Source organism: Shewanella ulleungensis, from assembly GCF_014648315.1.
GTDB lineage: Bacteria > Pseudomonadota > Gammaproteobacteria > Enterobacterales > Shewanellaceae > Shewanella > Shewanella ulleungensis.
In genome coordinates this window covers 14771-38619 of record NZ_BMQW01000008.1, presented here as the reverse complement: position 1 = coordinate 38619, position 23849 = coordinate 14771, and the positions used below count along the sequence as shown (strand labels likewise).

21 protein-coding genes and 1 pseudogene are annotated in these 23849 nt (G+C 41.6%); 7 read left to right on the top strand and 15 right to left on the bottom strand.

All coding sequences use genetic code 11. The features are described from left to right. Positions 1-5: 5 nt before the first annotated feature. From IEY40_RS14755 to gmk, 14 genes and pseudogenes are all read right to left on the bottom strand, one after another. Positions 6-260, bottom strand: a complete 255-nt coding sequence (locus IEY40_RS14755) for a phosphopantetheine-binding protein (protein ID WP_160051926.1) — start codon at positions 258-260, stop codon at positions 6-8. Beyond that, positions 238-1131: a lysophospholipid acyltransferase family protein gene (locus tag IEY40_RS14750; RefSeq protein ID WP_188957474.1), complete on the bottom strand. Its 894-nt coding sequence runs from the start codon at positions 1129-1131 to the stop codon at positions 238-240. The genes IEY40_RS14755 and IEY40_RS14750 overlap by 23 nt, the downstream gene beginning before the upstream one ends. After that, complete coding sequence (locus IEY40_RS14745) at positions 1124-1879, bottom strand: beta-ketoacyl synthase chain length factor (RefSeq protein ID WP_188957472.1); 756 nt, start codon at positions 1877-1879, stop codon at positions 1124-1126. Before IEY40_RS14745 ends, IEY40_RS14750 begins: the two co-directional genes overlap by 8 nt. Positions 1880-2125: 246 nt before the next feature. Continuing rightward, positions 2126-3019: a DUF3014 domain-containing protein gene (locus IEY40_RS14740; RefSeq protein ID WP_188957470.1), complete on the bottom strand. Its 894-nt coding sequence runs from the start codon at positions 3017-3019 to the stop codon at positions 2126-2128. A gap of 150 nt (positions 3020-3169) precedes the next feature. Next, on the bottom strand, positions 3170-5275 hold the full coding sequence (gene recG / locus IEY40_RS14735; RefSeq protein ID WP_428848153.1) for an ATP-dependent DNA helicase RecG: 2106 nt from the start codon (positions 5273-5275) through the stop codon (positions 3170-3172). Positions 5276-5383: 108 nt separating this feature from the next. Further along, positions 5384-5983, bottom strand: a complete 600-nt coding sequence (locus IEY40_RS14730; RefSeq protein ID WP_188957468.1) for a response regulator transcription factor — start codon at positions 5981-5983, stop codon at positions 5384-5386. Further along, a complete protein-coding gene (locus tag IEY40_RS14725) occupies positions 5980-7071 on the bottom strand; it encodes a sensor histidine kinase (RefSeq protein ID WP_188957466.1) in 1092 nt (363 codons plus the stop codon). Before IEY40_RS14725 ends, IEY40_RS14730 begins: the two co-directional genes overlap by 4 nt. Positions 7072-7128: 57 nt before the next feature. Beyond that, entirely contained in the window at positions 7129-7809 is a 681-nt protein-coding gene (locus IEY40_RS14720) for a tetratricopeptide repeat protein (RefSeq protein WP_188957464.1), read from the bottom strand. Positions 7810-8005: 196 nt separating this feature from the next. Beyond that, a complete protein-coding gene (locus IEY40_RS14715) occupies positions 8006-8935 on the bottom strand; it encodes a calcium/sodium antiporter (RefSeq protein ID WP_188957463.1) in 930 nt (309 codons plus the stop codon). A gap of 143 nt (positions 8936-9078) precedes the next feature. After that, positions 9079-10734: an AMP-binding protein gene (locus IEY40_RS14710; protein WP_188957462.1), complete on the bottom strand. Its 1656-nt coding sequence runs from the start codon at positions 10732-10734 to the stop codon at positions 9079-9081. Positions 10735-11146: 412 nt separating this feature from the next. Then, the gene (locus tag IEY40_RS14705) at positions 11147-11530 is read right to left on the bottom strand and encodes a RidA family protein (RefSeq protein ID WP_188957461.1); all 384 of its coding nucleotides are present in this window, start codon (positions 11528-11530) and stop codon (positions 11147-11149) included. Between the two features lie 28 nt (positions 11531-11558). Further along, a pseudogene (spoT, locus tag IEY40_RS14700) lies at positions 11559-13666 on the bottom strand (bifunctional GTP diphosphokinase/guanosine-3',5'-bis pyrophosphate 3'-pyrophosphohydrolase). 13 nt (positions 13667-13679) lie between these two features. Then, a complete protein-coding gene (rpoZ, locus tag IEY40_RS14695) occupies positions 13680-13958 on the bottom strand; it encodes a DNA-directed RNA polymerase subunit omega (RefSeq protein ID WP_188957460.1) in 279 nt (92 codons plus the stop codon). A gap of 60 nt (positions 13959-14018) precedes the next feature. Next, on the bottom strand, positions 14019-14642 hold the full coding sequence (gmk, locus tag IEY40_RS14690) for a guanylate kinase (protein WP_188957459.1): 624 nt from the start codon (positions 14640-14642) through the stop codon (positions 14019-14021). Positions 14643-15010: 368 nt separating this feature from the next. On the opposite strand from gmk, the gene IEY40_RS14685 reads away from it, so the two are divergent. The 3 genes from IEY40_RS14685 (at position 15011) to yjjG (ending at position 18197) form a co-directional block, all read left to right on the top strand. Continuing rightward, positions 15011-16300, top strand: a complete 1290-nt coding sequence (locus tag IEY40_RS14685) for a DUF805 domain-containing protein (RefSeq protein ID WP_188957457.1) — start codon at positions 15011-15013, stop codon at positions 16298-16300. 92 nt (positions 16301-16392) lie between these two features. Then, a complete protein-coding gene (locus IEY40_RS14680) occupies positions 16393-17460 on the top strand; it encodes a phosphotransferase (protein WP_188957455.1) in 1068 nt (355 codons plus the stop codon). Positions 17461-17504: 44 nt separating this feature from the next. Beyond that, entirely contained in the window at positions 17505-18197 is a 693-nt protein-coding gene (gene yjjG / locus IEY40_RS14675) for a pyrimidine 5'-nucleotidase (RefSeq protein ID WP_188957453.1), read from the top strand. 72 nt (positions 18198-18269) lie between these two features. On the opposite strand, the gene IEY40_RS14670 is transcribed toward yjjG, so the two are convergent. Continuing rightward, positions 18270-20864 (bottom strand): penicillin-binding protein 1A, encoded by a 2595-nt coding sequence (locus IEY40_RS14670; RefSeq protein WP_188957451.1) that lies wholly within the window; start codon positions 20862-20864, stop codon positions 18270-18272. 188 nt (positions 20865-21052) lie between these two features. Here IEY40_RS14670 and IEY40_RS14665 point away from each other — a divergent pair, with 188 nt between their 5' ends. From IEY40_RS14665 to IEY40_RS14650, 4 genes are read left to right on the top strand one after another with little or no spacing between them, the layout of a single operon-like run. Then, on the top strand, positions 21053-22132 hold the full coding sequence (locus IEY40_RS14665) for a pilus assembly protein PilM (protein ID WP_188957449.1): 1080 nt from the start codon (positions 21053-21055) through the stop codon (positions 22130-22132). Beyond that, positions 22120-22704: a PilN domain-containing protein gene (locus IEY40_RS14660; RefSeq protein ID WP_188957447.1), complete on the top strand. Its 585-nt coding sequence runs from the start codon at positions 22120-22122 to the stop codon at positions 22702-22704. The genes IEY40_RS14665 and IEY40_RS14660 overlap by 13 nt, the downstream gene beginning before the upstream one ends. Next, positions 22701-23315 (top strand): type IV pilus inner membrane component PilO, encoded by a 615-nt coding sequence (locus IEY40_RS14655; RefSeq protein ID WP_188957445.1) that lies wholly within the window; start codon positions 22701-22703, stop codon positions 23313-23315. The genes IEY40_RS14660 and IEY40_RS14655 overlap by 4 nt, the downstream gene beginning before the upstream one ends. Then, positions 23315-23833 carry a pilus assembly protein PilP gene (locus IEY40_RS14650; RefSeq protein WP_188957443.1) on the top strand — a complete coding sequence of 173 codons (519 nt, stop codon included), beginning with the start codon at positions 23315-23317 and terminating at the stop codon, positions 23831-23833. The genes IEY40_RS14655 and IEY40_RS14650 overlap by 1 nt, the downstream gene beginning before the upstream one ends. Positions 23834-23849 lie beyond the last annotated feature (16 nt).

Genomic DNA, 23849 nt, shown 5'->3' with positions numbered 1-23849 from the left:
GGCTCCTAAACACGTTGTGATTCAATGAAACTAGCTAAGCTAGCTACACTGAAAAAGTGTGCTTTAGTTGCGTCTGAATTGGCTTCAATTTTGACGTCGAATTCTTTTTTTATCGCTAGACCCAGTTCTAGTGCGTCAATAGAATCTAAACCTAGGCCTTCGCCAAATAGCGCTGCATCAGTATCGATATCATCAATGGTGACATCTTCTAGGTCTAAGCTGTCAATAATCAGCTGTTTAATTTGGTTGTGTAAGTTCATTATTTTGTTTCTTATCAGTATGGCTATCAATAGGGTTTGATAGGCTGTTTAAATAAAACTGTTGTAGGTCTCGGGTAAGTTGCCGAGCCATTTTTGCTTCGTTACCTTGGGTAATCTTATAGTCATGGTGCAGTACGCGGCTACCGATTTCAACTGACATATTGATGGTTTGTCGTGGTATTTGATACCACGCTTGTTGTTTGGTTAGTCCAGCAACATCAGTGCGTAAAACTACAGGTAAAATATCACTTTTGGTACGTATCGCAATATTTGCCGCGCCACGGGCAAACGGGTTGATAACGTTGCCAACCAGTGTGCGGGTACCTTCAGGAAAAATCACTAAATTTGTGGTGTTAGTTAATACTTGCTTACAATCTTGCAACAGTAGTTTGGCGCTGCGATTAGGTATGTAACCTACGCTTGATAGTACGCCTCTAATAAATGGATTGCGCCATAAACCTTGTTTAACAATACAGCCGGCGTTGGGCATTAAGCTAATTAGCACAACGACATCAACTAGGGTTGGGTGGTTAGCAATAACGATATGGCCTTGGACATGTTGTAACAAATGCAAATTTTTAGTGCTGACATTAATAACGCCAGCGCCACTTAACAAGGCAACAAAGCCTTTAAACATTAAACTCACCGTACGTTGCACTCTTGCTGTACGAGCTTGTGGTGTTCCTGGCCAATAGCGCAATATTGGCAATACGGTTAATGAGCTGAGTAAACCACCTAAACCAAATGCTGCATAACACAATACGCCTGCAATCCATCTTGGGACATACCTCAGCCCCGTTAGCTTGTTTGCTTCGGGTTGATTGGTATTAAGGTGATTTGCTGATGGTGCGGAATTCGGTGAATTAACCATGATGCTCTAGCGACCAATACCAGTGACATAAGTACCCTTGGAGATCTTGAGCTATTGCAATGTGATGGATGAGCTCGCTTAGACTGATGTTATGAGTTTTTTGGTCGTTAAGCGGACGTACCGATAGAGTCAGTGTTGCGCTACTTTTTACTTCCCTTTTCATGTCACTTTTTGCTTCACTATTAGCGGGTGCTAAGTACAAACCAAATGCGATAGGTAATTCAATCTCATGAATAAATTCGCTGTAAACCGGCGGGACAGGGTCATCGCCAAAAATCATCAAAATAGGCGTAGGGTCTTGCGCCAGTTGGGCATAAGTTTCAATTAAGGCCTGCGGCAAGGTTTGCTCGCCTGCGGCGATAGAGGTTGAAGCGGCTGTGTTGTTAGTGACGATGCCAAAAATACCGCTGGCAGTATTATGTACTGATTGGCTAAAGGCCATTGGAGATAACGCTTGTTGCTGGGTAATGTCTTTCAGTAGGCCTAACGTTCGAGTGAGCTCGCCGTGACGAGAAGAAAAAACACTACGAGTGTGCGGGGCGACCTGACAATCATGTGCTGCAGATAGCATCATTTTAGTCAAACGGCTAAACCGGCGACGTTGCATGGCTGGAATATGCGATAAAGCTGGGGCGTCTTGGTTTGCGGACACAGTGGCGTTTGGCGATTGCCAATGTTGCCAACTTTCAATGGTTTGAAAGTCTGGTGACCATGCGCCCCATGAGAGAAGTTTAAATGTTAAATGCACTACTTTGCCTCGATATCAGCCTAGCTATCCTTATCTAAGTATTAACAATCATTATCTTATCGATGAGTATTTGTTAACGGCGCTAATTGTACACCTAACATGGGTTGTTTAAGAAGTCACACAAAACAAAAATCGATTTTTAGATTATTTGTTGAACATATTCTTTCAAAAAACATTTGCTCAAAAAAAAGCGCGGCTAATTTAGCCGCGCGATTACAAAGAATTTTCATATTCCCCGAATAAATATTATTGTTCAGGAAAACTAGCCTGTAGCTTTTTGACAGCGGCTTTAATTTTACGGGTGTTTTCTGGTCCCATACGAATTAATAGTTTTTGCGCGTTAGGCAGAGCTTCCAGGTTAGGATCTGCATAGTGATAGTTGACCGTGACAGACGATAATTCAATAGGGTCTTCAATAATAGGAGCGTCAGCAACCATAGTAAACACTGCACGCATACGTTTATCAAAATCAACGTCACTGTAACCTAACTCAGTAAATGCTTCAGTAAACAGAGGTTTAAGTTCAGTATAAGTGGTGACTAGATCTTTTTCGTCCAAACCTGCCACAAAGTCAGCATATAAATCATAGCGATGGTAACTGTCTGGGTTTAAGAATATTTTGTTGGTTATTTCGCTAACGGAAAACTCCGTTTCAGGGCCTTTTAACGGACTGGCTTTACGAACTAGTTCACCTTGAGCGAGGTTATCAACAAACACTACAAATTGGCGAGCAATGTCTTTTTTCAAAATCATTGGCGCAATTTTCATTCCGTTTGCGATGGCTAAGGTTTTGCTTTCAATAAAGTCATCTGACTCTGTTAGCGCGGGTAAAGGTTCAACGGCGACAGGTGTTGTCCCAGTCGCTTCTGGTTCACCTGAAGGCACAACATCATCCATCGTTGTAGCAACTTGTTGCGGTTCTTCAATAGGCGTTTGTTCAATTGGCGTTGCGGGTAATGCCTCTGGTAGTTCAACCGGTGTCATTACAACAGGTTCAAACTCTTCGCTGTCATCACTGGTGAAATAAAAGTAGCTACTGGCAGCAAGCAATGCGATCACCGCAATAGCAATAAAGGCTATATTGGTACCTGATTTCTCATCAGCTTGTGGCGTAATTCTATCTTCTTCATTAACTTGCATTTCAATTCCTTGGCGTGTTTGCTATCGATATAGATATCTAGGTGGAGTCGAAAAATACTGCATTGTCATTATACCATTTTGCAATATTCAACAGCGTTGTCTAGTGGTAACTGGCGATAATCCACAATAATTCATTTTTTTGATCAAACTTTACGCTTGGACATACTGCTGGCGATCTCCTAACCATCGTTGAATGATTGCATCAATGTTTTGCGGCACTTGTTGGTTAATATGAACCGCTAACTTTTGGGTTGGCGCTATGAGGTGTTGGTCACGAATTAAATCGGCAATTTTAAGGTCGGCTAATCCCGTTTGTTTAGTGCCAAGAACTTCGCCTGGACCTCTTATTTCTAAGTCTTTTTGTGCAATAACAAAACCATCATTGCTGTCTCTCAGTACGCCTAAACGCTTAGTGGCGGTTTGCGACAAAGGTGCTTTGTAAAGTAACACACAATGGCTGGCTATTGAGCCTCGTCCAACTCGCCCCCTAAGTTGGTGTAATTGAGCAAGACCTAAGCGCTCTGGGTTTTCAATAATCATTAAGCTGGCATTAGGCACATCAACGCCGACTTCTATGACGGTGGTGGCTACTAATAAGTTCAATTCGCCTGACTTAAACTGCGCCATGATTGATTGTTTTTCTGCACTTTTCATTCGACCATGGACTAAACCCACTTTTAACTCAGGCAATGCGACACTCAGTTCTGCGGCGGTGTCTTCTGCGGCTTGGCATTCTAATACTTCAGACTCTTCAATTAAGGTGCACACCCAATAAATTTGGCGATTGTCGTGTATGGCTGCATGCCTAACACGTTCAATAATTTGTTCTCGGCGCGTATCAGCAATGGCTACAGTAGTAACAGGTGTTCGCCCTGGAGGTAGTTCATCAATAACAGACGTATCTAGATCTGCATAGGCTGTCATCGCGAGTGTGCGCGGTATTGGGGTTGCGGTCATTATCAGTTGATGAGGATGAAACCCCTGATTAATCCCTTTTTCACGCAAGCCGAGCCGTTGGTGGACTCCAAAACGATGCTGCTCATCAATAATGATCAAGGCTAATTTGTTAAAGACAACGGCTTGTTGGAATATTGCATGAGTGCCAATCACCATTTGTGCAGCGCCAGAGGCGATATCTTCGAGTGATTGAACTCTGGCTTTGCCTTTAAGTTTACCCGCTAACCAGCCTACTTTGAGGCCTAAAGGTTCAAACCATATGGCAAAGTTAGTCGCGTGTTGTTCGGCCAATAATTCTGTGGGCGCCATCATCGCCACTTGATAACCGTTTTCTATCGCTTGCAGTGCTGCTAAGGCAGCCACTAAGGTTTTGCCCGAGCCAACATCCCCTTGAACTAGGCGCATCATTGGCCTTGGATATTGGAGATCTTGGTTGATTTCTGCGACAACTCTTTGCTGCGCGCCAGTAGGCGAAAAAGGTAGTTGAGCCAGAAACGGTTGCATTAACTGCCCTGTTGTAGGCATTGCGATTGCAGCATCTTGATTGCTACGTTGGCGGAGTTGCAACATGCTGAGGTTATGCGCGAGCAATTCTTCTTGAATCAACCGTTGTTGAGCTGGATGCTGACCTTGTTCTAATTCATAAGGTGATACTGAGCTCGATGGACGGTGTAATGTATGCAATGCATCGCGCAGGCTAATATTATTGGGCTGCAAATTTGCGGGGAGTAGCTCAGGTAAGCCACCGTTATCTAACATAATTAATGCTTGTTCGGTCAGTTTTATCCAACTGGCTTGCTTAACCCCTTCGGTAGTAGGATAAATCGGCGTCAGTGTATCACTGAGTGTGATGGTCTCTCCTGCGTGAATTATTTGATATTCAGGATGGACAATTTCTTTGTGTTGATTACCACGACGGATCTCGCCGTAAGCTCGAATAATCGCACCATGTTCCATTGCATTTCGTTGTGCCATCGAGAAATTAAAAAAGCGCAGGCTCATCACACCGCTATGGTCGCGAACATTGCATACTAACATGCGCCGTTTACCTTGCATGATTTGAGTCGATTGAATTTCAGCTTCGATGGTCCCATAACTGCCTGGTGATAATGCTGCAATGGGATGAATTTGAGTGCGGTCTTCGTAGCGCAGCGGCAAATGAAACAGTACATCTTGTACTGTCTTAATACTTAACTTGGCAAGTTTCTCAGCGACTTTTTTGGCAACGCCTTTAAGGTCAGTGATTGGAACAAGATCCAGTTGTAGCAAATTTTGCGTACCTACATTGATGGTTAACATATAAAAACAATTGTGATTTCAGACTGTAAAATCTAAATCACTGTAATTATATACATGTGTTTAAGGTATCTTAGCAGAGTTTGCTAACAAGGCAATATGCTAGGGCTATTACAACCAGCCCTTCTGTTTAGCTATTCTCGCAGCATCAATGCGATTGCTGGCGCTGAGCTTATTAATTGCTTCTGACAAGTAGTTACGCACAGTACCTTCGGCAATAAATAATTTGTTAGCAATATCTGCGGTTGATAATCCTTCACTGGCTAAGCGCAAAGCACGACGTTCTTTGTCGTTAAGCGGGTCTATTTCGCCAATGGCACTAAACGCCAGTTCTGGATCGATGATACGTTTGCCTACCATCACTTGCTTAATGGTGCTGATAAGCTCATCCGACGGCGCATCTTTAAGTAGAAATCCACTGACTCCATACTCTAAGGCTCGCTTGATGTAACCAGCTCGGCCAAAAGTGGTAAGAATAATCACCTTGGTTTTGCTGCCTTGTTGCTGCAACCATTGGCTCAATTCTAAACCTGATTTACCGGGCATTTCTATGTCTGTTAACAATAAATCATAATGCTGATTTTTAAGCAATGTCATGGCTTTATCGCCGTCTTCTACCTCGGTAATATTGATATTATCGGCGGCGAGGGTCAGTAGGGCGGCCAATGCACCACGGACCATGGCTTGATCTTCTGCTAGTAAAATATTCATGTTGTCTCTGTTAGTGGCAAAGTGATGGTAACGATAAATTGTGGGCTCAATTGATACTCTACATCGGCGTGTAAAATGGAGGCGCGCTCTTTTATTCCTTTCAGTCCGTTACCTTCAGTAAAATCATTAATTGCAGCGTTTTCGATATAGTTTACTAACAGACTTGTTGGCTGTATTTGGAATGAAATTGTGCAATGATCAGCTTTGCTGTGCTTAATCGTATTGTTTGCCAATTCGGTTAGCATCAGACACAGTTGAGATTCTGTGAGGTTATTTAATGTTGGCCATTGCCCCTCAATAGTGACCGCGACTGATTTGTCTCTCAGTGTTTGTGACAGTGTATTAATGGTTTGGCTTAAGCCTTGGTGTTTGTAATCGGTTACAGTTTGACGAATTTGGCTTAAACAGTCGCGAGTAATTTGGCTCACTTGATTGATTTGCTGCTGAGCCATTTCAGTTTTACCTGCTGCAATGAGTTTATCGGCAAGTTCTGCCTTTAAGGCAATAGCGGCTAAATGGTGCCCCATCACATCGTGTAAATCACGAGCAATACGTTCGCGCTCTAGTGCTGTTGCGAGATGATATATTTCATCTTTAGACTGTTGCTGTTGGCGTTTTATGCGCTGACGATTTTGTTCTACTACCCCAAATATACCTACACCTAGACAAATTCCCATGCCATACAATGTAAAAAAGTAGGCTGGGTAGCCCAAGCTGATATCGATCACTAACAGTAGAAGACTTAGTGCGATAAAACTCAATATTGCCGTACGAAGCGAATAAAAAAATCCAATAAAAAAACAGCAAAAACTGAATAGAGATATAGCACCACTACTAACGAATGACGAACCAATCGCGGTGATAATCATTAGGATTATAGGCTTGAAAGCTTGCTGCTTAGTGCTGTTGTAAGCCCAAAAATAAGTAACAATAAATGGCACGAGTAATACGACTGCAACCGATATTTTTAGCCATTGGCCAGCCATAAAATACAATGGGATAAAATAAAACCCAAGGTTTATGAGGTAAACCCAAGCGGTTTTTTGCTCGTAACTTTTATGATTATTTTTTGATAAATCCGATGTCATGATGCCTCCTAGCGCAGTTAATCATAGAGTAACTGCGCATTAACTCAAGTGTTGGCATTATTGCTTAACTGCTTGCTGGCTTAGTAAAAATTTAGCCCACCCATAGCGCGGGTCAATATCTAATGCGAGTTGCCAATCTTGCATCGCACCAGCCAGATCTCCTTGCTCTTGCTTGGCTAATCCTCTCCATGTGTAGGCTTCTGAGTGGCCCCAACAAATTGTGTCACAAGGTTGCTCATACTGAGTTATAGCTTGGCTAGCTAGGGTTTGCGCTTTGTTGATCCCGCCGCCAAATACGCTAGGGGTGTAAAATGCATTAATTGCTTTGACTAAGCTTACACGTGGATTATTGGGTTCAAGCTTGGTTGCTTGCTGTAATAACAGAGCTGTTTTCATGCCGTATTCGGCGCCTTTACTATTATCAAGTGCGATTTGCATTCCATACACTGCTGCGAGGAGTGCTTGAGAGTCTGCTGAGGTTTGTTGTGTTAACAGAGCTTCTAAGGTGTCTTGTGCCTGGGTTAACGACTTGAGCGTAAGGTGTCGTTGACCAGTAATATTGGTCGTCACGGCTAAGCGGTAATTAGCATAGGCATGTTCATAATCATGGCTGTTTTCGCTTAACAGTTTGAGTTGAGTGACATCCATTGTATTGGCTGCATTGTCGATTTCACTGATATCAGCAATTGCACTGTGGCTGGCTAATGTAAGGCTAGTAATAAGTAGTAAGGTTTTCATGGTTATCTCCTGATTAACCCAACCAAGATGAAGCTGGGATAGGTCTAGTATGGAGAAACACTGATTTGATTATCAGGCACAAAGGTCACCAAAACAGGGTGACAAATGTCATGTTGTGTTGCCAATAAATAAGGCCAACATTGTCGTTGGCCTTATTTGATTTACTCAGTATGTGTCACCGGAATAAGTGAGTTGATTACACCACTTGCATAACCAAATAGCTGGTATAGCCCAGGTATCCAGCGAGTAACACACCGCCTTCACGGCGGCCAATGCGTAAGCCACTCCAGGCAAATGGCAAAACCATAATGGCGAAAATCAGCATGGCGATAAAATCGATTTCATTAAAGCCAGCAGCAGACACTGGGTGAATTAATGCGGTAGCACCTAAAATACCCAGTACGTTAAAAATGTTCGAGCCAACAACGTTACCAATAGCAATATCGCTTTGACCTTTTAATGCGGCCATCACCGAGGTGACCAGTTCAGGCATACTGGTGCCAATCGCCACAATCGTTAAGCCGATAATGACTTCACTAATGCCGAACTGTTTGGCTAAATCAACCGCACCATCGACAAACAAAATTCCACCGCCAACTAACATGGCAATACCTACTGCAATGAGCAGTACTGACAACAGTGGTTTTTGTGGTGTGGCATCAATGTCTAACTCTTCGGGATTATTTTTTGAGCTGATATAACTAAAGCCTAAATAACCAAGCAATAGGCTAAATAAAATGGCTCCGTCTATAAAGCTGACATCGCCATCGAGTAATAAAAACCACACTAAAACCGATGCGGCGATCATGATAGGAATATCGCGCTTAACCATTTGTGATTGCACGGTAATAGGGCGTATCAACGCTGTTATCGCTAAAATAAGGCCAATGTTAACGATGTTAGAGCCGACAACATTACCTAACGCGATGCCTGGGTTACCAGCAAGGGCTGATTTTACGCTAACGGCGAGTTCAGGAGCGCTGGTACCAAAGGCAACAATAGTTAACCCAATGATAAGCGGGGCAATACCCAAACGTAGCGCTACAGCACTGGCGCCACGCACTAATGCCTCAGCTCCAAAGGTTAAAATAATAAAACCGCCAATAATGGATAACGCAATTAACATGATTTAGTCTGCCTTGTAAGGGTAGGTTGCACTACATTAGTACTGCCTATTTAATTGCGCGTATATTGACAGAATATGTCAAAAAAATACACGCAATTAGCGTGTATTTTTTTTGACGTTAATGCAAAAAAATTATTGCAAAATTACAACTCATCTTCCCAACGAATTACGGCTCCACGTACACCATCAACTTTAGCGCTAAATGATTTTTCAAGCACGTGGCGTTTAATTTTAAGTGTGGGTGTTAGCACATCATTTTCGATGGTCCATTCATCGTTAACGACCACAATGGCATCAACATGTTCATGTGACTCTAGATGTGGATTAACACTATCCAGAGTCTCTTTTAATGATGTTCTTACTTCTTCGCGAGGTTGCAGTTTAGAGCCTTCTGAAAGCTGAACTAATGCAACAGGGTGCGGTAAGCCTGAGCCGATGACACAGATAAGCTCAACGTGTGAGTCTTGAGCTAGCTTGCGCTCGATTGGCACAGGGGCAACATACTTACCTTTCGACGTTTTAAAGTTGTCTTTAACCCGGCCTGTAATCTCTATATAGCCGTCTTCATCAATTTCACATAAATCGCCAGTATAGAAAAACCCATCTTCTGCAAACGCTGCTTTGGTCGCTTCTTCTTGAAGGTAGTAGCCACTCATTAATCCAGGGCTTTTAACTAACAGTTCCCCTTGCTCACTTTTGCGTACTAAACTGCCTTCAACTGGGCGGCCAACAGTACCAATTTTATTGGGATTAAACGGATAATTAATAATCGAGTAAGCGCTGTTTTCTGTCATACCCCACGCCTCACAAATATCAATGCCAATTGAGTGGTACCATTGTATTAATGATGGTGGAATAGGCGCCGAACCAGAGCCATTTAAGCGAGCTTGATCTAGCCCTAATCCTTTTTTGATTTTGCGTTTGACTATACTGCTAACGATAGGCAACTTTAATAATGTTTTAAGTTTTTTCTCACCAATCTTATTGATAATATTGAGCTGGAATACTGTCCACAACCGCGGTACTGAGAAAAACACCGTAGGGCGGCAGCGTTGAATATCATCCACAAATGAGTCGAGGCTTTCGACAAAAGCAACAGTAGAGCCTGAATAATACGATGAGCCTTCAATTGCAACACGCTCAGTAATATGAGCGAGTGGTAAGTAGGATAGTAGACGATCAGTGGTGTTGGTTTTTAAGTCGCGAACAACCGCTTCACATGCCCAAGCGTAGCTGGCAAATGTTTGAATCGCACCTTTAGGTTTGCCCGTTGAACCCGAAGTATAAATGAGAGTCATAACCTGGTCTGTTGTTGGCAGAGGCTCATCAATTAATGGCTGGCCAAGAGTTAACAGCTGTTCCCAATGATATTGGGCTGGCATTGTTTCGTACGGCATAGCCAAGCGTAGGATCTCTCCTCCAATAGCGGCTTCTTGTTCTGCCCAGTGGTCTAGTTTACCGGTAAATACAGCCTTAACTCCGCTGTGCTCAACAACATAGCGAATTGTTTCAGCATTCGCTGTTGGGTAAATAGGCACGCTGATGTAACCACCGTACATTAAGGCTAAATCGACAATAAACCACTCAGCGCAGTTTTTTGACAGTACGGCAACTTTGTCGCCACGCTTTAATCCTAGATGACGAAGTGAACCAGCGATCTTCTGAACCTTCTGCTGAACTTCGCGCCAAGTTAAATCTACATATTTGCCGCCAACTGGCTGGCGAAGGTAAATACTATCACCTTGTGTTTCTACCCAATGAGACAACATCTCAACAGGAGTTTTAATTAAATTTTCCATCGGCACTTCCATATTCTTTATTGTTATTTTGGCTTTCTTACTAGTTATATTAATCAGCTTAATCGTTCTAACATCTCAAACTTAGTGAATCTAAAGCGACTTTATTTTGGGAGACCGCGCTTTAGTATTTAATATAACACTCTGCCTTCTAGCCTTCGTCTTGGTTAACGCTAATTATAATTCCCCAGCATGACCAAACAGTTACTACGCTTGATAATGATTAGTTTAGTATGGCCATTTTTGTGCGCTGGCGCAAACAGTTTGCACAGTATGTGTGCAGGGTCACGCTATAATTACGTTATCAGAATCTATTGAATAAACAATAGATATTGAGCAATTACTCTACAACGAAAAGCCATAGGCAATAAAAAAGGCGCCAAAGGCACCTTAAGATAATATTGCACAGCTGTACTTATATTTCCATTATTCCATCCATTTCAACCAATGAACCTTTTGGTAACTCTTTCACACCAATGGCGGCACGAGCAGGGTAAGGTTGTTGGAAGTAACGGCTCATAATTTCGTTTACCGTGGCAAAATGCGATAAATCAGTTAAGAAGATATTCAGCTTAACTATGTCACTCATTTTTCCGCCAGCAGCGTCACATACAGCGGTTAAATTTTCGAACACTTGTACAACTTGTTCGGCAAAATCATCGCTTACCATGGTCATGGTTTTTGGATCTAACGGGATCTGACCTGAAAGATAAACGGTACTACCGACTTTAACTGCTTGTGAGTAAGTACCAATAGCTTGTGGAGCTTTGTCGGTTGCGATGATAATTTTTTCAGCCATGTTGAATTCTCTTTATGGTTATCTGTATTTAACGGTTTCTTGACGTTCGTAGTACTTCAGGTAAAACACGTATTCTGCGCATAACGTTTGCAAGATGAACACGATCTTTAACTGAAATACGTAAATTAATCAAATACACACGGCCATCACGTTCTTCGGTACTGAGGTTGTGAATATTAGATCCAGCAGATGCGATGATAGACGTGATTTTAGCTAACGCACCCTGATGGTTTACAATTTCAACACGAAGATTGGCTTGGTATTCTGCGCCTTCTACGTTGTCCCAATGTACAGAGATGTACTTGTCTGGTTCACCTTGATAACCACGTATGTTGGCACAGCTTTCCATATGAACAACTAAACCTTTGCCTGGACTCACATGAGCAATAACGGCATCGCCAGGAATAGGGCGACAACAATTAGCATAAGTGACTAACATACCCTCAGCTCCACGGATGGGCATTTGTGGTTTTTCTTTGTTGTTATCATGTGAGTCAAACTGTTCGCCAACTAAACGTTGTGCAATCACAATACTCATCGCATTACCTAAACCAATATCAGCCAGCAATGAGTCTAGGGAGCTATGCTTGGTTTCTTTGATCACTTTTTCTAGTAATTCAGTGGGTATTGTTTCGAGCTTAGTATCACCAAAGCATGATTTAATAAACGTCTACCGAGCGCAATAGCGTTATCACCTTTAAGGCTTTTCAGTACTTGACGAATTTTGCCGCGCGCTTTACCTGTGACGACAAAGTTTAGCCATGCAGCGTTTGGTCTTGCACCTTTAGCCGTAATAATTTCAACTGTTTGCCCTGAAATAAGCGGTTGGCTTAATGGGTACGCCTGGCGATTAACTCTTGCACCCACACAGGTATTACCTACATCGGTATGCACTTCATAGGCAAAATCGACAGGGGTGGAATTAACGGGTAACTCTAAGATCCGACCTTCTGGAGTAAAGACGTAAATTTCTTCTGGGAATAATTCGGTTTTAACGTTTTCAACAAACTCAAATGAGCTGCTCGCACTTTGCTGTAGCTCAAGCAAGCTTTGCATCCACTTGTGAGCACGAACTTGAGTCGTGTTTTGTTTTGCTGCATCAGTATTATTTTTATACATCCAATGTGCAGCAACCCCTTTGTCTGCCATTTGGTCCATTTCTTCGGTGCGGATTTGCACTTCAACTGGAACTGCATGTGGGCCAAATAATGAGGTGTGTAATGACTGATAGCCATTGGCTTTCGGAATGGCAATATAATCTTTGAAACGGCCTGGGCGAGGCTTGTATAGGCCGTGCATTGCACCGAGCACACGGTAGCTGGTGTCAATAGAATCGACAATGATTCTAAAGGCGTAAATATCCATAACTTCTTGAAATTGAAGCTCTTTACTGCGCATTTTACGGTAAATAGAATAGAGGTTTTTTTCGCGGCCTTTAACTTTTGCGGGGATACCTGCTTCTTCAAGACGAGATTCGATAGCCGATTCAATGCTGTTGATCAGCTCTTTGCGATTGCCACGCGCAGCTTTTACTACATCGCGGATGACCCTATGTCGCATAGGGTAGTAGGCTTGAAAACCTAAATCTTCAAGTTCGATTTTGATATTGTGAATACCTAACCGGTTAGCAATCGGTGCGTAAATCTCTAAGGTTTCACGAGCAATACGACGACGCTTGTCAGGACGAAGAGCTCCTAGCGTGCGCATGTTGTGTGTACGGTCAGCCAATTTGATAAGAATAACTCGAATATCTTGAGTCATTGCCATCATCATTTTACGGAAATTTTCCGCTTGGGCTTCTTTTTTGTCGCGAAACTTAATTTTGTCTAGCTTAGATACACCTTCGACTAATTCAGCAACCGTAATACCAAACAGTTCAGTTAACTCTTCTTTGGTTACAGGGGTGTCTTCAATGGTGTCGTGGAGCAAGGCAGCCATAAGTGACTCGTGATCGAGACGCATGTCTGCCAAGATGCGGCTAACCGCAACTGGATGGGTAATGTAAGGCTCGCCACTTGTGCGCATTTGCCCTTCATGGGCATCACGCGCAACCAAATAGGCCTGCTTGAGTAATTCTACTTGTTCCGGCTCTAAATAGCTGGACGCTGACTCTTTTAGACCTTCAAACAGATACAAGTGGCGCTACTCCTTATAAAACGCGGCCTTCTGCAATGGCTGCGACAGCGGCAATTTCAGCAGCTTCACGTTCACGAACAGTTTGGCGCTCATCAGCATCTAAAGTGTTTGAGGTGACTAAACCTAATTCGATTTCACGTAAAGCGATAACCGTAGGTTTATCATTCATCTCATCAACCATAGGGTCTTTACCTTGCACAGCGATTTGGCGTGCGCGACGCGCTGCAACCAGGATCATATCAAAACGGTTGCCGATTTTGTTTACGGCGTCTTCTACAGTTACGCGAGCCATGTGTTGAAACTCCAGTGTTATCTATGGGAAAAAATGACGCAAAATTGTACACTATGACAATTAATCTGCCAAGAGATCAACAAGCATATCATTGTGGGTATGCTGCTGACTAGCACAGGTTAACCTTTGACTGCGAATAATCGCGGTTAAATCTGCCAAAGCATTGTCAAAGTCATCATTTACAATCACAAATTCATATTGTGAAAAGTGTGACATTTCGGATACTGCCTGCGCCATACGTGAGTCGATGACTTCTTGGCTGTCTTGACCTCGGCCCGTTAAGCGGCGCTCAAGTTCGGCTTTTGATGGAGGTAAAATAAACACTCCAACAGCATAAGGCATGAGCTTTTTAACTTGCTCGCCACCTTGCCAGTCGATATCTAAAAATACGTCAATACCTTTTTCTAGTGTTTGCTCTATTACGGTTTTTGATGTGCCGTAATAATTACCAAAAACTTCAGCCCACTCAATAAATGCATCTTGAGATATTAATGCTTTAAATTGTTCAACGTCGACAAAATGGTAATGTTGGCCGTTAATTTCGCCTGGGCGAGGCTGACGAGTGGTGTGCGATACAGAAACCTGTTTATCGCTGGGTTTATCTTTTAATAGTGCCGAGATAAGAGATGATTTACCTGCGCCGCTAGGGGCTGACACAATAAAAAGATTTCCACGAGTGCTCATAAATTGGGTTTCTCATCCGAATATTCATTAAGAAAGCTTAATATTATACTCGTTAATAGTAAGGTTATGCTAGCGCTATAAACCTTTAGAATTACGTCTAACAAGTGTGATGCAACAATAGAAATATTGAGATAGATACTAAGATATGTCTTCAATAAAATAATTGCTTAAAACTCGCATTGGGTCTGGCTTTATAAGATAAATTCTGTAGGCTTTGCGCTATTATGTGAAATGACAATTTGTTATGTCTTATTTGTCACGTTTGCCAACGTTGTATCTGCAATGCTTATGGTAATTAACAAGGTTAATGCATTGTATTTAAAACATTTATTACAAATCGACTCAGTAAACCAATATAGGAATGTTTGATGTTAGTAAAAACCCTGCTGTGCCGCGAAGGTCGTGACACGGGTCTAAGGTTAATGGCCATAGTATTTGCAGCATTTGCGTTGTTGAGTATTGCAACCATAGTATTTCCTGCAAGTGTCATCATTTTGATATTCACTTTAATGTCATTACCAGTAGTAGGTTTGTCTGCAGCGCGACGTTTAATTGATGCGAACAAAACCATTAAACTGGCTATTGTCTGCTTATTACCGATATTGATTTTTGGTATATCGGCATACTTTATGGCGCCATTTGGTGCATTAGCGGGATTATTTTTATTTGGCTTGGCTTGTGGCGCTTATTTGAGTTTTTTACCGAGCAAAAATCAAATCCAGTATGTGCTTGGTTATTATGGCCCTAATATGGTTATGGGGGCGGCACCTAGTGCGATGCATCGCCGACAAGATCCGGTACTGAAAGGCCAATTTTTACCTACGTCTCCTGACGATGCGCCTGTTAATGAGCTTGACCATGATTCACATGACTATGCGGAGCAACAGAAGAGCGTTTTGCAGGCCGTTGCTACGTCACATTCAGCAACGGAAGAGGACGATCACACCGTTGTGACGAATACTGACAGCATGCACGATGAACCATATATGCATGGCCACATTGACGATAAATCTGACGATGATATTTTTGCAGTAAATCGCGAACGAAGTCATCAGCCATTGTATGTAGATCAAGATGCATTAAAATCTGGATCGATTACAGAGTTGGCTAAATCATGGATTAATGTGGCTAAGTCGCATCAGGCGAAGTTGATTCTTGCCAGTAAAATTTTAGCTGGTATAGCGGTTGTTTGTTTAGTGATTTACCTTGTGATGCTAATGGTCAATGCTTTTTCAAATTCTGATGATGAAGGCGAGTCACAAATGACTCAAGGTGTTATTGAGCCCATGAGTATGACTCGGCAAATGGTTAAGCTGCCCGATGGTTTTTGGCTTGCGCTTGAAGGTGATGTGCTTATTTTACGTTGGTTAGGTGATGCCAGTGATGCGCAGAACTTATGGCGTTTAGCTAGCGCTGTGGGTGATAAAACCTGCGCAAATCTTGAGTTTAATGATGGCAGTCAATTTAGACCCATGACAGTAGACTTGGTTGCCGATGGTGCAACCGAAGCGAGATTTTCCCCATTAGATAAAACAGTCATGGTGAATCATGTGGCATTGCGTGGTAATTTCAAATTGTGTGGTTATGAATTTAGCCTAAAAGGTAGCCAAGCAGCATTGATGCAAAACTCGCAGTTTGAATCATTATTGAGTCAATAATATATAAGGCTATTGTTTGTAGAAACCTCTATTTTAAGAGCCTAGAACGTGAGTAAGATGCGGGCTACTAATCATGTCAGTGGAGTGTTTGATTGATTGAGTTTATTAGGCAAGTTGTGTTGCCTCAGTTTGGTATTGATTCGGTTAATGCAACCATTAGCCGCCTGGGTAATGGGCATATTAACCACACTTTTTTTGTGACCGATTCAGCTAAAAAAATAGTACTACAACGAATCAATACTTCAGTCTTTACTTTGCCTGAAGTGGTAGTGAATAATGCCGCTAAAATAAGTCGGCATTTATCATCTAAACGCCAACATAACCAGTATGCGTTGCAAGTGGTGAGCCCTGTGATGACTGACAGCGGCGACCTTGGACTCAACTTGGGTACGCAAGGTTTTTGGCGCGCGATTGATTACATCGAATACAGCCATACAATTGAAGTGGTGACTCAGGTACATCAAGCTGAAGTGGCCGCTCATGCTTTTGGTCATTTTGCATCAGCTCTTAGCGATATGCCCTCAGACAGCATCGTTGATGTCATCCCCAACTTTTTAAATCTACCTCAGCGTATCCATCAATTAACTCAAGCTGCGGCAGGCGATACTCATAGCAGATTATCAACGTGTCAAAAATGGGTTGATTTCGTGTTGTCGCAAACAGATATTTTGCTATTGTTAGCAGATTTTGAGGCGAAACTACCTAGGCGCATATGTCACAATGATACCAAAATTAATAACATGCTCTTTGATAAACGCGATATGTCTAGCATGGCAATTATTGACTTAGATACCTGTATGTCTGGTTATTTAATGTATGACTTTGGTGATATGGTGCGGGCATTTTGTTCTCCTGAACCCGAAGACTCAACCGCACTAAATCATGTTTATGCCCGGCCTGAGATTATTATTAGCGCCACAAATGCCTATGTAAAAGCACTAAGCACAATTATTACACCATTAGAAAAACAGAGCTTATGGTTGGGTATTAAGGTGATGGCATTGATGCTTGGTACGCGTTTTTTAAGCGACTATTTAAGTGGGGATGTTTATTTTACTATTGAACATCCGCAGCATAATCTAGACCGTGCATTAAACCAGTTAACTATTTATCAAAGCCTAGTTAAACAAGAGCCGCAATTAATATCTCTATTTAATTAACTCGATTTAGATTTGATGACGTATAAAAAATAAGGTTATTTTGAATGTCTACTTTACTGAATAAGTATAAATGGATTTTATTTGATGCAGATGAAACGTTATTTCATTTTGATGCTTTTGCTGGATTAAAATTAATGTTTTCGCGTTTTGATATTGATTTTAGTGCCAACGACTTTACGCTTTATCAGCAAGTCAATAAACCACTTTGGGTTGAGTATCAAAATGGTTTAATTACTGCAGCTCATTTGCAGCATACGCGTTTTAATGAGTGGGCTAGTAAGTTGTCTGTTACGCCTCAACATTTAAATAGCCAGTTTTTAGCCGCAATGGCAGATATTTGTCAGCCTTTACCTGGCGCACGTGAACTAGTTGACTCATTAAGCGGTAGAGTCAATTTAGGTATTATCACCAATGGCTTTACTGAATTACAAAGTATCCGCTTAAGCCGTACTGGGTTTCAAGATGCGTTTAGTCCTGTGGTTATTTCCGAGCAGCTCGGTAAAGCAAAACCTGATATTGCTATCTTTAACCATGCATTTAGCTTAATGGGAGAGCCTGAAAAGCATCAAGTGTTGATGGTTGGTGATAACCTTCATTCCGATATTTTAGGTGGTAATAATGCGGGAATTGATACCTGCTGGTTAAATCATTATGGCGCAGCTGTGAGTGATGATATTTCGCCTAGTTATCAAGTCAATAACTTAACTGAATTACATCAATTGTTGCATTCAAATTAATCTGAGAATTAATCAAAGAGTAAAAAGCCATTCAACTGAATGGCTTTTTTATTAACTGTCATTTGATATTATTTACTGGAATAAATCTTCAGCGACATTGTCGATAAAGATATCGCCATTTTGTTGAGTATCTGGCACGTACTCTTTAGGTTCGGTCCCTTCGACAAAATATTCAAATTCTGTTGTATGGTCGGTTTTACGCGTGAGTTTACCCGTAGCTAAATCTATCCGTGCAGATACAATTCCCTTTGGCGGGATAACCGCGTATTCAGCTGTGCCAGCTAGTGCTTTATTCATAAAATCATTCCAGCCAGGGCCTGCTGTTTTGGCTCCAGCTTCTCCGCCAGAAATCTGATCTGGTTCACCATTTGCTACCCAGCTTGAACGACCTAACTGGCGGCCGTGGTCATCAAAACCAACCCAAAATGTGGCTGTTAACGTTGGATTAAAACCACTAAACCATGTATCCCTAGCTTCGTTTGTTGTACCTGTTTTACCCGCGATATCATGGCGTTTAATCAACTTTGCTGCGCGCCATGCGGTGCCGTTCCAACCTGTACCATGGCTCCAGTCACCCCCACCCCAAATTACACTTTTCAGCGCTTCCGTAATTAAGAAGGCGGTTTGCTCTGAAACCACTTTTTTAGCAAAGCGTGCCTTAGGGTTACTACAGACGTTTTCTTCTGCGGTAATTAATGCTGTTTGCGTGTCTAATTCATCAGTCTCTTGGGTTGCAAAAGGTTGTTCTATTTGCGGTTGAGATAGCTCATCAGCCATTGCAGCAAACGGATCATCAACTTCTATTACCGTTTGTGCTGTGTCTTGAGGCATATCACATGCAATAGCAGGTATGGTCTGCTCAATCATATTGTCATAGCCATCAGTAACATGGTCAATAAAATACGGCTCAACCAAGTAGCCACCATTTGCAAATACGTTAAATGCGGTAGCAACCTGTAGAGGGGTGACCGATGGCGAACCTAAAGCTAATGATTCATTACGAGGTAAATCATTAGGATCAAAGCCAAATTTAACCAATTCTTTAATGGTGTTGTCTAATCCAGCATGACGCATCGCGCGAACGGACATTACGTTGATAGATTGAGCTAATCCGACACGTAAACGCGTAGGGCCACCATAAATATCAGGTGAGTTTTTAGGACGCCATGCAGTGCCTTGGCGAGTATCTGGTTTGTTAATAGGTGCATTATTAATAAGAGTTGCTAAGGTGTAATCTTTTTCAAGCGCAGCAGCATAAATAAATGGTTTAATGTTTGAGCCGAGTTGACGTTTAGCTTGTGTTACACGGTTAAACTGGCTTTGACTAAAGCTAAATCCACCCACCAACGTTTTTATTGCGCCGTTATGTGGTTCTAGTGAGACAGTTGCGCTAGATACCAATGGTATTTGCGATAACTGCCAGTGTTTACCGTTGTTGCGGATCCACACTTGTTGGCCAGCAGTCAGAATGTCGCTTGCTTGTTTGGGTGGTAAGCCTTGTCGTTTGTCACTAATAAATTTACGTGCCCATTTTAAGCCTTTCCACTCTAAAGTAATAAGTTGACCATCACTGTCTAATACCTGTGCCTGTTGCTCACTCACATTCATAACAGCAGCAGGAATAATGCCCTGCATCGAAGAGGTGCGTTGTAATCTATCAATAATTTCATCGCGCTGTAATGGGCTGTCAGTCCATAATTCGGCCGTAGCTCCACGGTAGCCATGACGTTGGTCGTAGGCAAAAACATTATCGCGTAAAGACTCTTGTGCCATTAACTGCAAATCTGATGAAATGGTGGTATATACGTTATAACCATTAGTGTAAGCCGCTTCTTCACCGTATTTCTGAATCATGTAATCACGTGCCATCTCTGAAACATATGGCGCGTATAAATCAATTTCAGCGCCATGATATTTAGCGGTTGATGGGCTGCTTATGGCTTCTTCATACTCAGCTTGGGTAATATTACGTTTTTCTAGCATGCGGCTAAGCACCCAATTGCGTCGTGCGATGGCGCGCTCAGGATTTCGTATTGGGTTTGCTGCTGATGGAGCTTGAGGAAGACCTGCTATCATAGCCATTTCAGGTAATGATAATTGGTTTAATTCTTTGCCGTAGTAAACTTGTGCTGCAGCACCAACGCCATAAGCACGGTTACCTAAAAATGATCGATTTAGATAAAGTGCTAAAATTTCTTTTTTAGTTAATGCTTTTTCAATTTTTAAAGCTAAAAAGATTTCTTTAACTTTACGAATATAAGTTTTTTCATTTGATAAAAAGAAACCACGGGCAACCTGTTGAGTAATCGTGCTCGCACCTTGGCTTTTTTTACCCGTAGTAATCAAAATGGTTGCTGCGCGGATAATCCCAATAGGGTCGATACCTCTATGTTCAAAAAAACGAGCATCTTCGGTATCAAGTACTGCATTAATTAATTGCACTGGTACTTCATCATATTCAACAGGAATACGGCGTTTCTCACCAAACTGAGAGATAAGTTTGCCGTCCTGACTGTATATTCGCAGTGGGGTTTGTAATTGGACCGTTTTTAATGAATTAACATCGGGCAAGTCAGGGAGCACATAGAAGTAAGCCGCAGTTATAGCAGCGACTCCTAAAAGTGATAGGCTAAAAAAGGCGATTAATAAACGTTTAAACCACTTCACTCGATAATTCCAAGAAAAAACAAAAATAGTAGTGCTAGTATATAAGCCACAGTGTTTTTGGTGAAGTAAAACATGATCTAGTTAAAATAGTATTTGTAAAATGTCGAAACATTTTATACAAATACTTATAACGAGTTGATTATGTGCTAATCTCTTACAAAATAATAATAGAATTGTGATGACGGACTATGCTTTCTAAACTATGGAAGCGTCAAGCACCTCAGATGGTTGGGATTGATATTGGGTCTCATGAAATAAAAGCCATTTTGTTGAGCAAGACTGCGGATGGATATAAAATTCAAAATCATGCGTCAGTTCCTGTTAAAAAGGGAGCTGTAGTCGATCATGATATTCGAGATTCCGAAGCTGTAATGGAGTCGCTACGGCAAATTAAGCGTATTTTACCTAAATCGGTGAAATTTGCTGCGGTAGCTGTTTCTGGATCAGCTGTAATGACCAAAGTCATTTATATGGATGCAGCGTTAAACGAAGAAGAGATGGAAGCTCAGATCGAAATTGAAGCTGACAACCTTATTCCTTACTCGCTTGATGAGGTAAGCATTGATTTTGAACGCCTGAGTCCCAACGTCACTGACCCGACAAAAGTCGATGTGTTGTTAAGTGCATGTCGAAGTGAAAACATTGACTCGAGAGTTGACGCATTAGATGCCGTTGAGCTGGATGTTAAAGTTGTAGATGTTGAAGCCTATGCATTAGGCCGTTCTGCTGAGCTAATTTATGGTCAATTGCCAGAAGGTGCGAAACAAAAATCTATTGCAATGGTAGATATTGGCGCCAACATGACAACTTTCTCAGTTGTTGAAAAAGGTGAGACCACGTTTATTCGTGAGCAAGCTTTCGGTGGTGAATTATTTACTCAATCTATTTTATCGTTTTATGGCATGCCACACGATGAAGCCGAAAGAGCAAAAGTATCAGGACAGCTACCTCGAAATTATATGTTCGAAGTATTATCTCCTTTTCAAACCCAATTATTACAACAAATAAAGCGCACTCTTCAAATTTATTGTACCGCTAGCGGCCGTGAAAAAGTCGACTACATTGTGTTATGTGGTGGTACTGCAAAATTAGAAGGCATGGCGGAGCTACTAACAAATGAATTAGGCGCTCTCACCATTGTTGCCGATCCTTTCCAAGGCTGTTTACACGCAGACGATGTGATGAAAAGCCAACTTCAACCTACTATGAGTAAGTATATGGTGGCATGTGGTCTTGCGCTGAGGAGTTATGCTCAATGGCGAACATAAATCTATTACCTTGGCGTGAAGAAGCCAGAGAAAAACAAAAGCGTGATTATATTGGTGTTTTAGCGCTTGTTTTCTTGGTGACATCACTATTGGTATATTTATTTCTGAGCTTTTTAGAAGTCGTGACCGATGATCAACGTCAGCGCAATGCTTATTTGCAATCTGAAATTGATTTATTAGACACCCAAATTGCTGAAATTAGAAAAATCACTGAACGTAAAAAAGATATTGAGCGTCGTACGGAGATTATTCTTAATTTACAACAATCGCGTAATTTACCAACTCATGTTTTAGATGAATTAGTGAGAATTGTGCCACCAGGAATTTACCTTTCTAGTATTGAAAAGAAAGGCAGTATTTTATGGATAGAGGGGCGCAGTGAGTCCAACAATAACGTGGCTAATATGATGAGGAAGGTGAAAACATCTTCTTATTTAAATGATCCTAATATGCAGTCAATCGTGACACAAAACGAGGAATTAAGGCAGTTACAAAGCTTTAAGTTACGTGTAACGATCCGTGATGATTCTCAGGCAACTGCTGTCGATACCAGCCAAGGAGCGAGAAAATGAATCTCGACCTAGATCAATTTAATGATATCGATTTTGAGAATATTGGTGGCTGGCCTAAATTAGTTAAAGTTGTTTTTGCTGCTTTTTTATCGCTTTGTGTCATAGGAGGTAGTTATTATTTATTTATTGCTGACTCAATTGATATCATGGAAGCAGAACAAGCTAAAGAAATTCAATTACGTGAAGATTTTGAAAATAAATATCGTTTAGCTGCTAACCTAAAATTATATCGTGAACAACTTGTAGTAATGGAGGCACAGTTTGCAGAGTTATTAAAAATGCTACCTTCTGAAAACGAAATGCCAGGTCTCTTAGATGACTTAACATTTGTTGCCACTGATGCAGGGTTACGCATAAATAGTTTAGATTGGGATGCTGAAATTGAGCGTGATTTTTATATCGAATTCCCAATTAAAATGGCTGTAGAAGGCGATTATCACGAAATTGGTAATATGGTTAGCGGTGTGGCAAAACTGCCTCGTATTGTCAGTTTGCACGACTTTGTTATTAAGCGAAACGATGCTGGCGAGTTATCCATGGATATTCTTGCTAAAACATATCGCTTTAAAGAAGGTGCTGAGTTAACGCCTGCAAATAAGGGGATAAAATAATGAAGTTATTATCTCTTTTTGTGGTTATGGTGTTTTTATTAACAGGTTGTATTGGCGATCGTAGTGATTTAGAGCTATTTGTTACTACTACTAAGGCGCAACATGTCGCACGTATTCCGCCTTTAAAAGAGACGCCAAAATTTGAACATTTTGCATATCAAGCAGAACTTATGCGTAGCCCTTTTGTTCCTCCTTCAAGGGAGTTAACAGAAGAAGTTATCGATACGTCTAAGGACTGTTTGCAACCTGACTTAAAACGTCGAAAAGGGCGTTTAGAAACTTACGCTCTTGATAATTTAAGAATGCGCGGGACACTAAGTGAAGACGGTACAATATGGGCTTTAGTAGAATCAACTGATGCCAATGTTTATCGTTTAGGTGTAGGTGAATATTTAGGGCTTTATCATGGCCGAATTGCTAAAGTAACTCCGCAATTTATCGAAATTATTGAATTAATCCCTGATGGTTCAGGTTGCTGGGCAGAAAGATCCAGTAACTTAGAACTTTCAGGAAAATAACGTGCGAAGGATGAGG

What these genes read in the sequence shown, in the direction of transcription:
- IEY40_RS14755 (WP_160051926.1), bottom strand. Translation starts at nt 260, where the DNA reads ATGAACTTACACAACCAAATTAAACAGCTGATTATTGACAGCTTAGAC.
- IEY40_RS14750 (WP_188957474.1), bottom strand. Translation starts at nt 1,131, where the DNA reads ATGGTTAATTCACCGAATTCCGCACCATCAGCAAATCACCTTAATACC.
- IEY40_RS14740 (WP_188957470.1), bottom strand. Translation starts at nt 3,019, where the DNA reads ATGCAAGTTAATGAAGAAGATAGAATTACGCCACAAGCTGATGAGAAA.
- recG (WP_428848153.1), bottom strand. Translation starts at nt 5,275, where the DNA reads ATGTTAACCATCAATGTAGGTACGCAAAATTTGCTACAACTGGATCTT.
- IEY40_RS14730 (WP_188957468.1), bottom strand. Translation starts at nt 5,983, where the DNA reads ATGAATATTTTACTAGCAGAAGATCAAGCCATGGTCCGTGGTGCATTG.
- IEY40_RS14725 (WP_188957466.1), bottom strand. Translation starts at nt 7,071, where the DNA reads ATGACATCGGATTTATCAAAAAATAATCATAAAAGTTACGAGCAAAAA.
- IEY40_RS14720 (WP_188957464.1), bottom strand. Translation starts at nt 7,809, where the DNA reads ATGAAAACCTTACTACTTATTACTAGCCTTACATTAGCCAGCCACAGT.
- IEY40_RS14715 (WP_188957463.1), bottom strand. Translation starts at nt 8,935, where the DNA reads ATGTTAATTGCGTTATCCATTATTGGCGGTTTTATTATTTTAACCTTT.
- IEY40_RS14710 (WP_188957462.1), bottom strand. Translation starts at nt 10,734, where the DNA reads ATGGAAAATTTAATTAAAACTCCTGTTGAGATGTTGTCTCATTGGGTA.
- IEY40_RS14705 (WP_188957461.1), bottom strand. Translation starts at nt 11,530, where the DNA reads ATGGCTGAAAAAATTATCATCGCAACCGACAAAGCTCCACAAGCTATT.
- rpoZ (WP_188957460.1), bottom strand. Translation starts at nt 13,958, where the DNA reads ATGGCTCGCGTAACTGTAGAAGACGCCGTAAACAAAATCGGCAACCGT.
- gmk (WP_188957459.1), bottom strand. Translation starts at nt 14,642, where the DNA reads ATGAGCACTCGTGGAAATCTTTTTATTGTGTCAGCCCCTAGCGGCGCA.
- IEY40_RS14685 (WP_188957457.1), top strand. Translation starts at nt 15,011, where the DNA reads ATGTTAGTAAAAACCCTGCTGTGCCGCGAAGGTCGTGACACGGGTCTA.
- yjjG (WP_188957453.1), top strand. Translation starts at nt 17,505, where the DNA reads ATGTCTACTTTACTGAATAAGTATAAATGGATTTTATTTGATGCAGAT.
- IEY40_RS14665 (WP_188957449.1), top strand. Translation starts at nt 21,053, where the DNA reads ATGCTTTCTAAACTATGGAAGCGTCAAGCACCTCAGATGGTTGGGATT.
- IEY40_RS14660 (WP_188957447.1), top strand. Translation starts at nt 22,120, where the DNA reads ATGGCGAACATAAATCTATTACCTTGGCGTGAAGAAGCCAGAGAAAAA.
- IEY40_RS14655 (WP_188957445.1), top strand. Translation starts at nt 22,701, where the DNA reads ATGAATCTCGACCTAGATCAATTTAATGATATCGATTTTGAGAATATT.
- IEY40_RS14650 (WP_188957443.1), top strand. Translation starts at nt 23,315, where the DNA reads ATGAAGTTATTATCTCTTTTTGTGGTTATGGTGTTTTTATTAACAGGT.